The 15,659-nt window shown below is 72.6% G+C and carries 15 protein-coding genes and 1 rRNA gene; 13 read left to right on the plus strand and 3 right to left on the minus strand.

What is annotated here, in order from left to right; translation table 11 throughout:
- The first annotated feature begins 218 nt into the window (after positions 1-218).
- From rrf to AB0N84_RS12000, 11 genes are all read left to right on the plus strand, one after another.
- A 5S ribosomal RNA gene (gene rrf / locus AB0N84_RS11950) occupies positions 219-335 on the plus strand.
- A 1,400-nt stretch (positions 336-1,735) separates the two neighbouring features.
- Entirely contained in the window at positions 1,736-2,485 is a 750-nt protein-coding gene (locus tag AB0N84_RS11955) for a hypothetical protein (RefSeq protein ID WP_363546500.1), read from the plus strand.
- 25 nt (positions 2,486-2,510) lie between these two features.
- Complete coding sequence (locus AB0N84_RS11960) at positions 2,511-3,488, plus strand: HAD-IIA family hydrolase (RefSeq protein ID WP_182048006.1); 978 nt, start codon at positions 2,511-2,513, stop codon at positions 3,486-3,488.
- A 10-nt stretch (positions 3,489-3,498) separates the two neighbouring features.
- Complete coding sequence (locus tag AB0N84_RS11965; protein WP_363546504.1) at positions 3,499-3,837, plus strand: hypothetical protein; 339 nt, start codon at positions 3,499-3,501, stop codon at positions 3,835-3,837.
- A complete protein-coding gene (locus AB0N84_RS11970; protein ID WP_363546507.1) occupies positions 3,830-4,681 on the plus strand; it encodes a TlyA family RNA methyltransferase in 852 nt (283 codons plus the stop codon). The genes AB0N84_RS11965 and AB0N84_RS11970 overlap by 8 nt, the downstream gene beginning before the upstream one ends.
- Positions 4,678-5,598 carry an NAD kinase gene (locus AB0N84_RS11975; RefSeq protein WP_182048009.1) on the plus strand — a complete coding sequence of 307 codons (921 nt, stop codon included), beginning with the start codon at positions 4,678-4,680 and terminating at the stop codon, positions 5,596-5,598. The genes AB0N84_RS11970 and AB0N84_RS11975 overlap by 4 nt, the downstream gene beginning before the upstream one ends.
- Entirely contained in the window at positions 5,595-7,289 is a 1,695-nt protein-coding gene (gene recN / locus AB0N84_RS11980) for a DNA repair protein RecN (RefSeq protein ID WP_289460036.1), read from the plus strand. The genes AB0N84_RS11975 and recN overlap by 4 nt, the downstream gene beginning before the upstream one ends.
- A 159-nt stretch (positions 7,290-7,448) precedes the next feature.
- Positions 7,449-9,170, plus strand: coding sequence for a CTP synthase (locus AB0N84_RS11985; protein WP_363546511.1), 1,722 nt, complete (start codon positions 7,449-7,451; stop codon positions 9,168-9,170).
- A 97-nt stretch (positions 9,171-9,267) separates the two neighbouring features.
- Positions 9,268-9,852, plus strand: a complete 585-nt coding sequence (locus AB0N84_RS11990) for an NUDIX hydrolase (protein WP_363546514.1) — start codon at positions 9,268-9,270, stop codon at positions 9,850-9,852.
- A complete protein-coding gene (locus AB0N84_RS11995) occupies positions 9,849-10,439 on the plus strand; it encodes a DUF1349 domain-containing protein (RefSeq protein ID WP_363546517.1) in 591 nt (196 codons plus the stop codon). Before AB0N84_RS11990 ends, AB0N84_RS11995 begins: the two co-directional genes overlap by 4 nt.
- 55 nt (positions 10,440-10,494) lie before the next feature.
- On the plus strand, positions 10,495-11,499 hold the full coding sequence (locus tag AB0N84_RS12000; RefSeq protein ID WP_363546727.1) for a site-specific tyrosine recombinase XerD: 1,005 nt from the start codon (positions 10,495-10,497) through the stop codon (positions 11,497-11,499).
- 180 nt (positions 11,500-11,679) lie between these two features.
- On the opposite strand, the gene AB0N84_RS12005 is transcribed toward AB0N84_RS12000, so the two are convergent.
- Both AB0N84_RS12005 and AB0N84_RS12010 read right to left on the minus strand, forming a co-directional pair.
- Complete coding sequence (locus AB0N84_RS12005) at positions 11,680-12,123, minus strand: DUF2510 domain-containing protein (RefSeq protein WP_363546520.1); 444 nt, start codon at positions 12,121-12,123, stop codon at positions 11,680-11,682.
- A gap of 134 nt (positions 12,124-12,257) precedes the next feature.
- Positions 12,258-13,289 (minus strand): LLM class flavin-dependent oxidoreductase, encoded by a 1,032-nt coding sequence (locus AB0N84_RS12010; RefSeq protein ID WP_363546523.1) that lies wholly within the window; start codon positions 13,287-13,289, stop codon positions 12,258-12,260.
- A gap of 72 nt (positions 13,290-13,361) precedes the next feature.
- Between AB0N84_RS12010 and AB0N84_RS12015 the strand changes: the two genes are divergently transcribed.
- Positions 13,362-13,694 carry a TraR/DksA C4-type zinc finger protein gene (locus tag AB0N84_RS12015; protein ID WP_289460041.1) on the plus strand — a complete coding sequence of 111 codons (333 nt, stop codon included), beginning with the start codon at positions 13,362-13,364 and terminating at the stop codon, positions 13,692-13,694.
- Positions 13,695-13,897: 203 nt separating this feature from the next.
- Positions 13,898-14,365 carry a TIGR02611 family protein gene (locus AB0N84_RS12020; protein ID WP_363546526.1) on the plus strand — a complete coding sequence of 156 codons (468 nt, stop codon included), beginning with the start codon at positions 13,898-13,900 and terminating at the stop codon, positions 14,363-14,365.
- Between the two features lie 13 nt (positions 14,366-14,378).
- Here AB0N84_RS12020 and AB0N84_RS12025 read toward each other — a convergent pair whose 3' ends face one another.
- Positions 14,379-15,629, minus strand: a complete 1,251-nt coding sequence (locus AB0N84_RS12025; protein ID WP_363546529.1) for an MFS transporter — start codon at positions 15,627-15,629, stop codon at positions 14,379-14,381.
- Positions 15,630-15,659 lie beyond the last annotated feature (30 nt).

Consider the following 15,659-nt stretch of genomic DNA (forward strand, 5'->3'; position numbering starts at 1 on the left):
ACTGGGTTGATAGGCCGGATGTGGAAGCGGGGACTAACGACCCGTGGAGCTGACCGGTACTAATAAGCCGAAGACTTGACAACACAACTATTTCCTACACCTTCGGGTGTGGGGCTCGCGTCCACTTTGTGGTTCCCGACAGACGATCGGGAATCGAACTGAATACTTCAGCAACGGCTTGAAGGACAGGTTCGGATCCAGGTTTGGGTCGAACATGTTCCGGTGGTCATAGCGAGAGGGAAACGCCCGGTCACATTCCGAACCCGGAAGCTAAGCCTCTCAGCGCCGATGGTACTGCAAGGGGGACCTTGTGGGAGAGTAGGACGCCGCCGGACTCAACGTAAGTGATGTGGCCATCGGCCCTCCATCGAGAACTCGTAGGGGAGACCCTCGTTCTCGAGGTGGGTCGGTGGCCACATCTGTTTGTGCTGTGGGTCGCTCGACGCGCGGTCTGGTTCGTGATGGACTGGATGACGAGCGCGATCGACCGCGCAGTACCCCCACAACGACACAGCGGACGACAGCCCGGCCTCTCGGCACGGGCACGCGATGAGGAGCAACGGTGGCGAACGACGACGAGCAGCAGCGCAACGACCGAGATCGCGCAGGTCGTCCCGATCGGGGCGGAGACCGGGGCCCTCGTCGCGACGGCGGTCGCTGGTCGTCCGGTCCTCGAGACTTCGAACGGCGCGAGGCCGATCGTCCGCGGCGGGACGGCGACCGTCCTGCTCGTGACGAGCGTCGGTCGTTCCGCGACGGGGACCGGTCGTTCGGCTCCGGTGGGCGGCGCCCGGCCGGCCAGGGTGAGCGCTCCGGTGGTGCGCGTCCTCCTCGGGGTGACGGTCCGCGCGGCGCCGACCGGCCTCGTCGTGACGGCGACCGTCCGTACCGTTCCGGTGGCGATGACCGTCGTCCGCCGCGTGACGGCGACCGTCCGTACCGTTCCGGTGGCGATGACCGTCGTCCGCCGCGTGACGGCGACCGTCCGTACCGTTCCGGTGGTGACGACCGTCGTCCGCAGCGCGACGGTTACCGTCCGTACCGCTCTGGTGGTGACGACCGTCGTCCGCAGCGTGATGGGGAGCGTCGTCCCTTCCGCAGCGGTGGTGACGACCGACGTCCGCCCCGTGACGGCGACCGTCCGTACCGCTCTGGTGGTGACGACCGACGTCCGCCTCGTGACGGGGAGCGTCGTCCCTTCCGCTCTGGTGGTGACGACCGTCGTCCCGCGCGTGACGGGGAGCGTCGTCCCTTCCGCAGCGGTGGTGACGACCGACGTCCGCCCCGTGACGGCGACCGTCCGTACCGTTCCGGCGGTGACGACCGTGGTCCGCAGCGTGACGGTGAGCGTCGTCCGTTCCGCGGCGGTGGCGATGACCGTCGTCCGCCGCGTGACGGGGACCGCCCCTACCGTTCCGGTGGTGACGACCGTCGTCCGCAGCGTGACGGTGAGCGTCGTCCCTTCCGCGGCGACGACCGGCCCCGTCGCGACGACGACCGCGGCGCGCGGCCCCGCTTCGGTGACGGCTCCCGGCACGCCGGCGCTCGCTTCGGTGAGTCGGCGCGCGACGACTGGGAGGACCGTGACCCCTACGGCACCAAGTCGATCCGCCCCCGGCACGAGGACCCCGAGATCGACGAGAGCGTCTCGGCGCGCGACCTCGACCCGGCCGCCCGTGCCGAGCTCAAGACGCTGAGCAAGGACAACGCGGACTGGGTCGCGAAGCACCTCGTCATGGCCGCGCTGCTCGTCGACGACGACCCGGAGACGGCGAACCAGCACGCCCTGAGCGCCGCTCGTCGTGCCGGTCGCGTCGCCGTCGTGCGGGAGACCGCCGCGATCACGGCCTACCGCACGGGTGACTTCGCGACGGCGCTGCGGGAGCTGCGGACGTACCGGCGCATCGCCGGCAAGAACGACCAGCTGCCGATGATGGTGGACTGCGAGCGCGGCCTGGGCCGTCCGGAGCGTGCGCTCGAGCTCGGGCGGTCGATCGACCGTGCCGCGCTGGACACCGCGGTGCAGGTGGAGCTCGCGATCGCGATGTCGGGCGCCCGACTCGACCTGGGGAACCCCACGGCGGCGCTGGGGGAACTCGAGATCCCACAGCTCGACCCCACCACGGCCTACAGCTGGTCCCCGGCGCTCTACAGTGCTTACGCGGCCACGCTCGAGGAGCTCGGCCGCCAGGACGAGGCCGACGAGTGGTGGGCACGGGTCGACCGTGCGGCCGCAGCACTCGCCGAGGTCGCCGACGAGAACGCATGGGAGACTGTTGATGTGGTCGAGGAAGAAGTCGAAGGACACGACGAGCGCGGCACCGACGAGCCCGACGAGCCCGGCGCGGACGAGCTCGGCGCTCCCGAGCACGGGGCCGACGGACTCGACGACACCGACCAGCTCGGCGGCGACGACCCCGACGACGACCTCGGCGAGATCGACGACGACAACCCCCGCGACGTCGACGGCTCCGCAGCCGGCTGACACGCCGAGGCCGCCGACGGACGGTGTGGACGTCGTCCTCACCGACCTCGACGGCGTCGTCTACCGCGGCCGGAACGCCATCCCGCACGCCGTGGAGGCGCTCACGCGCGCGTCCCTGCACGCTCGGGTCGGCTACATCACCAACAACGCGTCGCGTCGTCCGGCCGACGTGGCGGAGCACCTCGAGCGCTACGGGCTCGAGGTGTCCGCGGACGACGTCGTCACCTCGTCGCAGGCGGGCGTCCGGCTGCTCGAGACCCTGGTGCCGGCCGGCTCGACCGTCCTGGTCACCGGCGGACTCGGGCTCACGAGCATCGTCGAGGAGGCCGGCTTCACGGTGACGACGAGCGCCGAGGACGCACCGGCGGCGGTCATCCAGGGGTTCTCGCCGGACCTCGGGTGGACCCACCTCGCCGAGGCGTCGTTCGCCCTCGCCGACCCCGACGTGCCGTGGGTGGCGACGAACATGGACTGGTCGATCCCGGTCGAGCGCGGCATCGCGCCGGGGAACGGCACGCTCGTGTCCGCCGTGCACCAGGCGGTCGGCAGGATGCCGGTGGTGGCGGGCAAGCCCGAGCGACCGATCTTCGACGCGGCGATCGCCCGCTTCGGTGGGGAGCACCCGCTGTTCATCGGCGACCGGCTCGACACCGACATCAAGGGCGCCAACGACGCCGGCATCCCGAGCGTGCTCGTGCTCACCGGGATCGACCAGGCGAAGCAGGTGCTCGCCGCAGACCAGCGGTCGCGTCCGACGTACCTGCTGCAGGACCTGCGCGGGCTCTCGGCGCCCTACCCGGTGACGGTCCGACGGCAGGACCCGGACGGCACCCGGTACGTCTCCGTCGGCGACGCCACCGTCGCGATGCACGGGCACGTCGTCCGCGTGCTGGACCGCGGCGAACCGATCGACCGGCTCCGCGCCGGTGCCGCGCTGATCTGGGAGTCGGGCCTGGCGATCTACGGGCTCGACGTCGACCCGACGCTGTACGGCGGCGAGTAGCCTGACCGACGTGCCAGAGGAGCAGACGGAGCAGGCGCAGGACCAGGACCAGGTGCCGGCAGAGCGGGTGCAGGACCAGGACCAGGACGAGGACGAGCAGCAGCCCGGCCCGGACGACTTCGCCGCCCGCACCGCCGCTGCGGAGGACCTGCCGCTGCCCGAACGCGCCGACGCCTTCGCCGCGCTGCACGACGAGCTGCGCACCCGTCTCGAGAGCGGCCAGGCACCGCCGGCAGAGCGCAGGACCCAGCACACCACAGAGCCCACCACCGGGCACACCTCGGGCCGCGTTGCCGGCGCCGGTCAGGTGTGGGGCAGCGGTCGTCGCGACGGCGGACAGCGTGCCTGAAGCCGGCCTCCCGGACGGCGCGGGTGCACCAGTGCGCCTCGACGCCCTGCTGGCGGCCCGCGGACTCGTCCGGTCCCGCACCGCGGCCGCCAAGCTCGTCCAGGCCGGCCGGGTGACCGTGTCCGGCACCGCGGTCGTGAAGCCGTCGACCGCGGTCGCCCCGGACGCCGAGCTCGTCGTCGACACGGAGGACGAGTGGGTCTCGCGGGCGGCGCGCAAGCTCGTCAGCGCCCTCGAGGTGTTCGGCGTCGACCCGGACGGTCGGGTCGTGCTCGACGTGGGCGCGAGCACGGGCGGGTTCACCCAGGTCCTCCTGCACCACGGCGCCGAGCGGGTGATCGCGCTCGACGTCGGGCACGGGCAGCTCGACCCGGTGCTCGCCCTGGACGACCGCGTGCGCGTGGTCGAGGGGTGCAACGCCCGGGAGCTCACCCCGGACGCCTACGCGGCGCTCGACGCCGCGGCACCCCGCACGAGCCTGGTCGTCGGCGACCTGTCGTTCATCTCGCTGCGCCTGGTGCTGCCCGTCCTCGCCGAGGCCGTACCCGCCGACGAGTTCGTGCTGCTGGTCAAGCCGCAGTTCGAGGTCGGTCGGGGCGGTGTGCGCGAGGGCATCGTCCGCGACGCCGGACTCCGGAACGACGCGCTCATGAACGTGCTGTGGTCCGCGTGGGACGTCGGGCTCGGCACGGTCGGGCTGGCGTCGTCGCCGATCGTGGGGACGCACGGCAACCACGAGTACCTCGCCCACTTCCAGCGTCGTGTCGGGGGTGATCCGGCAGGATGGGGGAACCCGACGGTCTGGATCGGTCGGGCCACCGAACTCACCGAAGGACTCGCATGAGCGACGACCGGCACATCCTGCTCGTGTCCCACACCGGCCGACAGGACTCGATCGACGCTGCGGTCGAGGTCTGCGACCTCCTGCACGCAGCCGGCCTCACCCCGGTCATGCCGTTCGACGAGTACGCGGACGTCCGCCGGGCCGAGGCCTCGGTCGGGCAGGTCGACATCCTCGGCGTGGACGTGCAGGCGGACCAGCTCGAGATCGTCATCGTCCTCGGCGGCGACGGCACGATCCTCCGTGCGGCCGAGCTCGTCCGCGGGACCGGCGCTCCGATCGTGGGCGTGAACCTCGGGCACGTGGGCTTCCTCGCCGAGAGCGAGCGCGACGGCCTGCGTGCGACCGTGGAACGTGCCCTGAGCGGTGACTACAAGGTCGAGGAGCGCGTCACCCTGCAGGTCGACGTGGTCGTCGGGCACCAGGTCGTCTACACGTCGTGGGCGCTCAACGAGGCCACCATCGAGAAGGCGTCGCGGGAGCGCATGCTCGAGGTCGTCACCGAGGTCGACGGCCGGCCGCTGTCCTCGTTCGGCTGCGACGGTGTCGTGATCGCCACGCCCACGGGGTCGACCGCGTACTCGTTCTCCGGCGGCGGACCCATCGTGTGGCCCGACGTCGACGCCCTGCTCATGGTGCCGCTGAGCGCCCACGCCCTGTTCGCCCGTCCGATCGTCGTCGGACCGGACTGCACCCTCGCGGTCGAGGTCCTCCGCCGCACGAGCGGCGTCGGCGTGCTGTGGTGCGACGGCCGCCGGACGCACGACCTGCCGCCCGGCGCCCGGGTCGAGGTCCGTCGGTCGTCGGACCCCGTGCGGGTCGCGCGGCTGAAGGACGCCCCGTTCGCCGACCGTCTCGTCGCCAAGTTCCAGCTGCCGGTCGCGGGGTGGCGCGGACCCGCCGTCGAGGACGACGCATGATCGAGGAGATCGTCATCTCCGACCTCGGCGTCATCGGCGAGACCACGCTCGAGCTCGGGCCGGGGTTCACCGTCGTCACGGGGGAGACCGGTGCGGGCAAGACGATGATCGTCACCGCGCTCGGACTGCTGCTCGGCGCGCGCGCGGACGCCGGTTCCGTGCGCCGCGGTGCGCCGAGCGCCGTGGTCGAGGGCCGTTGGCACGTCCCCGAGCACGACGCCGTCGCGGAACGCGTCGAGGACGCCGGCGGCACGGTGGAGGACGGCGAGCTCATCCTCACGCGCACGGTCTCGGCCGAGGGACGCAGCCGGGCGACCGTCGGCGGCCGCAGCGCGCCCGTCGCGGTGCTCGGTGAACTCGCCGACCAGCTCGTCACGGTGCACGGGCAGTCCGACCAGATCCGCCTGACCTCGGCGTCGGCGCAGCGTGCGGCGCTCGACGGCTTCGGCGGTGCGGCGCTCGCGAAGGCACTCGCGCGGTACGTCACCGCGTACGACACGTGGCAGGAGCACACCGGCGAGCTCGAGACGCTCGTGCGCGACCGCGACGACCGCGTGGCCGAGGCCGAGCGGATCCGCGCGGCATCGGACGAGATCGAGGCGGCCGACCCGCAGCCGGGTGAGGACGTCGAGCTCGCGGAGCGTGCGGAACGGCTCGGCAACCTCGAGGAGCTCCGGCTGTCCGCGGGGCTGGCGCACGAGGCGCTGTCGAGCGAGTCGCTCGACGACAGCCCGGACGTGATCGGGCTCGTCGAGTCCGCCCGCCGCGCGGTCGAACGCGTCGCCGGCTCGGACGCCGCGCTGCAGCCCGTCCTCGAGCAGCTCACCGAACTCGGCATCCAGGCGTCGGAGGCCTCGGCGAGCCTGTCGAGCTACCTCGGCTCGCTCGAGCCCGACGCGGGACACGACCTCGAGCTCATCAACGAGCGTCGCGCGCTGCTGGCGAACCTCACCCGCAAGTACGGCGACACCGTCGACGACGTCATCGCGTACGGGCAGCGGGCGAGCGACCGGTTGCTCGAGCTCGACGGTGACGACGACCGCATCGTGGGTCTGCAGCAGGCCGTCGAACAGGACGAACAGGCGCTCGAGCAGGCCGCTTCTGCCCTCACGACCGCTCGGACGAAGGCAGCGACGGACCTGGCGAAGCGGGTCACCGCAGAGCTGCGGACCCTCGCGATGGCCGGGGCGACCCTCGTCGTCGAGGTCACCGACGCCGGCGAGTACCGCCGGCACGGCCGCGACCAGGTGGCGATCCTGCTGCAGCCGCACTCGGGCACGGACCCCCGGCCGATCGGCAAGGGCGCCTCCGGTGGCGAGCTGAGCCGGGTGATGCTCGCGATCGAGGTCGTGATGGCCGGCAGCACGACCGTCCCCACCTTCGTCTTCGACGAGGTGGACGCGGGCGTCGGCGGTGCGGCCGCCATCGAGATCGGGCGGCGGCTCGCCAAGCTCGCGGAGCGGACGCAGGTCATCGTCGTCACGCACCTCGCGCAGGTCGCGGCCTTCGCGAACAACCACCTCAACGTCGTCAAGGACGCCAGCGGCGCGGTCACCTCGTCGAGCGTGCGTCGGCTCGAGGGCGAGGACCGCCTACAGGAGATGGCACGGCTCCTGTCCGGCCTCGGCGACAGCGCGAGCGGCATCGAGCACGCGCGCGAGCTCCTCGACGTCGCCGGCCAGCGCGCGTAGACATCGAGTGTCCACCGACCGGACCGGACCGGACCGGACCGGACGGGAGGCGCGTGGCGGGCCCGCCACGCGCCTGCAGTCCGACGTCGGTGCCGGACGCAACGCCCGCGGCGAACGCGGGTCGCGCCTCCCGGCCGTTCTGACGTACGATGGAACCCCGTGGCGGACACTCTCAGCGGCGGAACCAATTCTTCGACCTCGACCCCGAAGGTCACGAAGCAGATCTTCGTGACCGGCGGGGTCGTCTCGTCCCTCGGCAAGGGCCTGACGGCGGCCAGCCTCGGCAACCTGCTCACGGCGCGCGGCCTCAAGGTCGTCATGCAGAAGCTCGACCCGTACCTCAACGTGGACCCGGGCACCATGAACCCGTTCCAGCACGGCGAGGTCTTCGTGACCGACGACGGTGCCGAGACGGACCTCGACATCGGCCACTACGAGCGCTTCCTCGACATCAACCTGTCGCAGGCCGCCAACGTGACCACCGGCCAGGTCTACTCGAGCGTCATCGCCAAGGAGCGTCGCGGCGAGTACCTCGGCGACACCGTGCAGGTCATCCCGCACATCACCGACGAGATCAAGCGTCGGATGCGCGAGCAGGCCGAGAACGACCCGCAGCCCGACGTCATCATCACCGAGGTCGGCGGCACGGTCGGCGACATCGAGTCCCAGCCGTTCATCGAGTCGGCGCGGCAGGTGCGCCACGAGCTCGGCCGCAACAACGTGTTCTTCGTGCACGTGTCGCTCGTGCCCTTCATGAGCGCCTCGGGTGAGCAGAAGACGAAGCCGACGCAGCACAGCGTCGCCGCGCTCCGCTCGATCGGTATCCAGCCGGACGCCCTGGTGCTCCGCTCGGACCGCCCGGTGTCGGACTCGAACAAGCGCAAGATCGCCCTGATGTGCGACGTCGACGAGGACGCCGTGGTGAACGCCGTGGACGTGCCGTCGATCTACGACCTCCCGACGCTGCTGCACGACCAGGGCCTCGACCAGGTCATCATCGACGCGCTCAAGCTCGACGCCCACGACGTCGACTGGTCGGCGTGGAACCCGGTGCTGGACGCCGTGCACGAGCCGAAGAAGGCCGTCACGATCGCCCTCGTCGGCAAGTACATCGACCTGCCCGACGCGTACCTGTCGGTCACCGAGGCCCTGCGCGCCGGCGGCTTCGCCCACAGCGCCAAGGTCACGCTGAAGTGGGTCGTGTCCGACGACTGCACCACGCCCGAGGGTGCCGCGAAGCAGCTCGGCGACGTCGACGGCATCTGCGTGCCCGGCGGGTTCGGCGTGCGCGGCATCGAGGGCAAGCTCGGCGCGCTCAGGTTCGCGCGTGAGCAGGGCATCCCGACGCTCGGCCTGTGCCTCGGCCTGCAGTGCATGGTCATCGAGTACGCGCGCCACGAGGCCGGCCTGACCGATGCGTCGAGCACCGAGTTCGACCCGGAGACCTCGACGCCGGTCATCGCGACCATGGCGGAGCAGGTGGACATCATCGCCGGTGGCGACATGGGTGGCACGATGCGTCTGGGCCTGTACCCGGCGCACTTCTCCGACGGGTCCCTCGCGGCCGAGCTGTACGGCGCGTCCGAGGCCTCGGAGCGTCACCGTCACCGCTACGAGGTGAACAACACCTACCGGCAGCAGATCGCGGACGCCGGGCTCGTCTTCTCGGGCACCTCGCCCGACGGCACCCTCGTCGAGTACGTGGAGCTGCCGCGCGACGTGCACCCGTTCTACATCGCCACGCAGGCGCACCCCGAGCTGCGCTCGCGGCCGACGGACGCGCACCCGCTGTTCGCGGGGCTCGTCGACGCGGCGATCGCGCGGCACGAGGCGTCCAGCCTCTTCGACCCGGCCGAGGAGTCGGCGGAGGTCGTCGCGTAACGCGACTGCTCGACGGCCGGGAGGCGCGGTGCCGGCTGGCACCGCGCCTCCCGTCCGTTGCGGGTGCGTCGTGGGCGACGCGTGCTTGGATGGGGACGTGACTGACGCTGACGCCCCCATCGCCGACGAACCGGCCTCGTACGAGGTCACCGAGTCCACCGTCGTGTACGAGGGCGTGGTGTGGGACATCCGCCGCGACCACGTCGACTACAACGGGCACGACATGGTGCGCGAGTACGTCGACCACACCGGAGCCGTCGCGGTCTACGCCGAGGACGACGAGGGACGCGTCCTCGTCATCCAGCAGTACCGGCACCCGGTGGGCCTGCGCGACTGGGAGCTGCCGGCCGGGCTGCTCGACCAGGAGGGCGAGGACCACCTCACGGCAGCACAGCGGGAGCTCGGCGAGGAGGCAGACCTCGCGGCGGACCACTGGGAGCCGCTCCTGACGTACAACACGTCGTCCGGTGGCAGCGACGAGTTCATCGAGATCTTCCGTGCACGCGGGGTCCGGGCGACGGCGAGCGCGTTCGAGCGCGAGGCCGAGGAGGCCGACATCGTGACCCGCTGGGTGCCGCGCGGGGAACTGGTGGACGCGATCCTCGACGGACGGCTGCACAACTCCGCCCTGGTCGCGGCGACGCTCGCGGTCGAGGCGATCGAACGGCGCGCCGGCCGGTGAGTGCCTCCGGGCTCGACGCGCTGCTGACGGACGGTCGGTGGACGCACGAGCCGGCGGCGGCCGAGCTCGACGGCGAGGTCCTGCGCGTCACCGCGGTCGAGGGCAGCGACGCCTGGCGGACCACCTCGTACGGGTTCGTGCACGACTCCGAGCACGCGCTGCTCCGCCCGACCGACGGAGCGTTCTCCGTCGAGGTGTCATTCGTCCTCGACTTCACGGAGCAGTTCGACCAGGCCGGGCTCTTCCTGCGCGTCGACGAGCGGGAGTGGATCAAGGCCGGCGTCGAACGGTCCGACGGTGTGCCGCAGGTCGGCGCCGTGGTCACGCACGGCACGTCGGACTGGTCGGTCGGACCGGTGCCGGCGTGGACGGGCCGCACCGTGACGGTGCGGGCGAGCCGTTCGGGCGACGCCGTGACGATCCGGGCGTGGGCCGAGGGCGAGGAGCCCCGGCTCGTCCGGGTCGCGCACCTCGACCCCGGTGCGGTGGTCGCCGCCGGGCTGTTCTGCGCGGCGCCGACACGGTCCGGGCTCACCGTGTCCTTCACGGGGTGCCGGTTCGGGGAGCCGGACGCATCGCTGCACTGATCGGCGAGCGGGGCGCGGCGTCGCCGGGCGTCGGCGCGGATAGCGTTGTGGGGTGATCCCGCTCGGTCGTGCCGTCGACACCTACCTGCGGCACGTCGCGGTCGAGCGGGGACTCTCGCAGCACACCGTCTCGGCGTACCGACGAGACCTCGCGGTCTTCGCGGAGTGGCTCGCCTCGGCGCCGGCGGTCGAGTCCGACGGTGCGGACCGCGCCGGGGGAGCGGACGCGGTCGCCGACGTCGGGCGCCTCGCCCGTGCGGACGTCGCCGGCTTCGTCGCACACCTGACCACCCGTCCGGAGCAGCCCCTCGCTCCGCGGTCGGTCGCCCGGATGCTCAGCTCGGTGCGGTCCTTCACCGCGTTCGCCGCCGCCGAGGGGTGGCTGCCCCTGGACCCGGGCACCGCCGTCCGCCCGCCGAAGGCGCCGTCGCGGCTGCCGAAGGCCATCTCGGTGCACGACATGGAGCGGTTGCTCGGTGCCGTGGGGACGGCGGACGACGACCCCGTGCAGCTGCGGGACCGGGCGCTCCTCGAGCTGCTCTACGCCACGGGTGCGCGCATCTCGGAGGCGGTGGGGCTGTCGGTCGACGACGTCACGACGCTGTCCGATCCCCAGGACGAGGACGAGGACGACGGCGGCGACGGGCTCGCCGTGGTCCGGGTCACGGGCAAGGGGAACAAGCAGCGCGTCGTGCCGCTCGGGAGCTTCGCGCGGGCCGCGGTGGACGCCTACCTGGTGCGGGCGCGACCGGTGTTCGCCGCGCGCGGGGCCTCGACGCCGGCGCTGTTCCTCGGTGCGCGGGGAGCGAGACTGTCGCGGCAGAGCGCCTGGCTCGTGATCCAGGCGGCGGCGGATCGTGCCGGACTCGCCGCGCACGTGTCGCCGCACACGTTCCGGCACTCGTTCGCGACGCACCTGCTCGAGGGCGGGGCGGACGTCCGTGTCGTGCAGGAGCTGCTCGGGCACGCGAGCGTCGCGACGACGCAGATCTACACGCTCGTCACGGCGGACATGCTGCGGGACGTGTACCAGACGGCACACCCGAGGGCGCGGCGGTAGCGCCGGGGGCGCGGCGCCGGGGGCCGGGGGCCGGGGTGGCGTGCGGCTTGCGGCGGTGCGGGGTGCCCGTGCACAACGGGGAGCACGTCGCGCCGCGTGATCGCGTGGCGCGAGGTGCTCCCCGTTGTGCGGACGACGAGCGCCGGGGCGCGGGGCGCCGGGCGCTCGGCGCCGGCAGCGTCAGAACAGGTGGAACTGCAGCGAGGCAGCGACCGCCGCCGTCGCGACCGCGACCACGAGGGCGCTCGCCGCAGCGCTCCGCGCGAGCACCCGCCATCCACCCGTGGCCCCGGGGCGCACGATGCCGACGACGGCGGCGACCAGGGTCGCTGCACTCGCCACGCCCTCCGGGTTCCAGACCACGGACAGGACCGCGAGCAGCACCGCTGCGACGGCCGTGACGCCGACGCGCTGCACCGTGCTGCCGGACGCCCAGGACGCCGCGTGCACGGGTACACCCTCGACCGAGAACGACGGCCCGGCCGGCGCGACGACCGCGGGGGCGACGGGCTCGGTCCGCTCCTGCAGGACCCGCGTCTCGCCTCCCCAGGCGTGGCCGTCCCACCACCGCAGGCGGTGGGTGTCCTGCGGGTCCGGGAACCAGCCGGCTGCCGGCAGCGTCACGGGGTGCTCCTGGAGGGTGCGGTGGATGGTGCACGACGACGCTACGCGGACGGGAGGCGCGTCCACAGTCCCACAGCGGGTGTCGGCAACAAGGGGGACGCCGGTCCACCCCGGCGGTGGCGTCGTCGGACGCGTCAGGCGGGGACCGGCGCGGCGTCCACCTCGTCCATCACGGCCTTCGTCGCCGCGAGCAGCCGGGCGTTGAAGTCGACACCGAGCTGGTTCGGCACCGTGACGAGCACGGTGTCGGCGGCACGAACCGCGGCGTCGGCGGCGAGCTCGGCCACGAGCTGCTCCGGCTCCCCGATGTAGGACCGTCCGAAGCGGGCGAGACCACCGTCGAGGTGCCCGACCTGGTCCTGCCCCTCGACCTGCGCGCGCACGCCGAAGTAGTGGCGCGACTCGTCGTCCGTGATCGGGATGATGCTGCGCGAGACCGAGACGCGGGGCTCGCGCGCCCAGCCCATCTCGGCCCAGGTCGACCGGAAGCGCTGGATCTGCTCGGCCTGCAGCTCGTCGAACGGCACACCGGTGTCCTCGGTGAGGAGCGTCGACGACATGAGGTTCATGCCCTGCTCCGCCGTCCACTCGGCGGTCGCGCGGGTGCCGGCGCCCCACCAGATCCGCTCACCGAGCGTGTCCGAGAGCGGGGACACCGCGAGCGACCCGGCCGAGCCGGTCATCTGCGGGTTCGCGTGCGCCATCGGCTCGCCGGCGATCGCGCGGCGGAACACGTCCGTGTGCGAGCGCGCCATGTCGCCGCCGTTCTGGTCGTGCGCCTCGGGCACGTACCCGAACTGCTGGTACCCGGCGAGGGCGGTCTCGGGTGACCCACGCGAGACACCGAGCTGCAGTCGGCCGCCGGAGATGAGGTCGGTCGCGGCCGCCTCCTCCGCCATGTACAGCGGGTTCTCGTAGCGCATGTCGATCACACCGGTGCCGATCTCGATCCGGCTGGTGCGGGCGGCGATGGCCGAGAGCAGCGGGAACGGAGCGGCCTGCTGCGGTGCGAAGTGGTGCACGCGGAAGTACGCGCCGTCGACCCCGGCCTCCTCGGCGGCGACGGCGAGGTCGATCGCCTGCACGAGCGCCTCACGGCCGCTGCGGACACGCGAGCCCGGCACGTCGCGCCAGTGCCCGAAGGACAGGAACCCGATCTTCGTCATGCCGATGCGAACGCATGCTGCGGCGCCGCCATTCCACCCGGCCGGTGCGACGCTGGGACTACCGTCGTCGCCATGGACGATCCCCGTGACGCACTGACGACGGAGCGGCAGCGCAACGAGCGCCTGCTCGCCGACGTCGAGCGGAGCATGCGCGACGTGAGCGATGCGCGGCAGGACGCCAACTCCGACGACGAGCACGACCCGGAGGGCGCGACGCTGGCCTGGGAACGCGGGTCGCTGGGCGCGGTCCGCGACGCCGCCCGCGACCGCATCCGGATGGTCGACGCCGCGCTCGCGCGGCTCGACGCCGGCACCTACGGGCGGTGCGCCGTCGGCGGGGAACCGATCCCCGAGGCCCGCCTGGCCGCCGTCCCGTGGGCGGCGACCTGCGTCGCCCACGCCTGACGAGCCTCCCGGCCGGAACGGGCCCGTCTGCGTGGGACGCCGCGCGGCGCGTGAGACGCCGCCGCTTCCAGGACCGTCTCGGTGGGGCCGCGGCGTCTCGGCGGAAGGGCGGACGGGAGGCGCAGCACGCGCCCGTCCCGCCGCTCACGTGGCGTGGACCGGTTGCGCCGCCGTTTCCCAGCCGCGCGCCCTACGGTGCCGACATGGACGACACCCACGAGCGACCCGACGCGGTCGTGCGTGCCGACACCGAGGCCCCCGGAACCGACGGCGAAGACCGCTCCCAGCGCTTCCGCTGGTTCCGCCGCATGCGTGCGTGGATCCACGCACGCCCGGGCTGGCACCTGTTCTACAAGGTGCTCGTCGGCATCGTCGGTGGGCTCGTCGTGGTCATCGGGCTGATCCTCGTGCCGCTGCCCGGACCCGGGTGGCTGGTGGTGTTCATCGGGCTGACGATCCTCGCGAGCGAGTTCCACTTCTTCCACCGGATCATCACGTGGCTCCGCGCGCAGCTGCACCGCTTCTGGGACTGGGCGAAGCGTCACGGCCCGCAGTGGCTGCGGAACGCGGCCGACCGCGGGAAGGCCGACGTGGACGCCGCGCACGCTGATGCGCACCGCAGCACCGGGGTGCGTGCTCAGCGTCCCAACCGGGCACGAGCGGGGCACTGACCCTCGCGCAGCGCTACTCCGCGACGGTCCGGACGGAGCCGGTCGCGGTCCGCTCGACCGCCTCGGCAGCGCGCTCCTCGACCGCTGCAGCGTCGCGTGCGACGAGCTGCAGCACCAGCGCGATCGCCGCCGCGAGGACGATGAACGCGCCGTACCCGGCGAGCACCGGTACGAAGCCGAACGCCGGTTCGACGAGCCCCGCAACGACGGCCGGGACGCCGAACGCCAGGTAGCTGACGACGTAGACCGACGACAGCAGTCCGGCGCGGTGGGTCGGCGCCGCCGTGGCGAGCAGCATCCGCAGGGGCGCCTGGAACCCGGCGCCGAAGCCGACACCGGCGATCGCGCTGCCGACGACGAGCCCGGGCAGCGAGTGGGCGAACACGAACGACACGGTCACGACCGGTCCGACGATGAGTGCGACGAGTCCGAGGAACAGGCTCCGACGCGTGTCGAGGCGCTGGATCGCGAGCCCGGTGAGTCCACCGACCCCGGTGACGACCGCGATCAGGGCACCGGCCGCGAAGTGGTCGTGGATGCCGAACACGGCACCGAGTGCCGACGGGACGAGCGACAGGAAGAGCCCGCCGAGCGCCCAGCTGGCGACGAGTGCGCCGGCGACTCCGCGGAAGAGCGTCCGCGAGGCCCGTGGGACGGACACCGTCGGGCGCAGGGAACGGAGCGCGCCGGGCCGTCGGGTGACCCGCTCGGGCACGACGAACAGCGCGGCGACGAGCAGCAGGAGGAGTGCGCCGAAGAGCACGTAGACGAGCTGCTCCGGTGCCGGTCCCCACTCGACCAGCGCGCCGCTCGACACGGCGCCGGTCGCCAGGGCGAAGGGCGGGACGGCGCCGTTCAGCACGCCCGCGAGCGACGGGTGGCGCTCGAGCGAGTTGTCGATGAGCGCCGCGCCGAGGGCACCGATGAGCAGTCCGACGGCGACCCCCTGTACGATCCGGTCGACGACGAGCGCGACGAACCCGTCCGCTCCGGTGAAGAGCACGAGCGAGACCACGAGCAACAGGCCCCCGGCGACGAGGACGGGCTTCCGGCCGACGTGGTCGGACAACCGGCCGGCCACGAGCATGGTGGCGAGGAGCCCCGCGACGTAGATCGCGAAGACCGCCGTCAGCATGAGCGGGGTCAGCTGCCACTCGGCGGCGTAGACGGGGTAGATCGGCGAGGGGACCGAGGACGAGGCCATCGCGACGAAGAGCATGGCGGCGAGGATCCAGAACCCCGCGACTCCGCGTGCTGACTGCATGGTGGCACCTTCCCGTCGGACGAGCTGCTG

Source organism: Curtobacterium sp. NPDC089185 (assembly GCF_040685235.1).
Lineage (GTDB): Bacteria > Actinomycetota > Actinomycetes > Actinomycetales > Microbacteriaceae > Curtobacterium > Curtobacterium citri.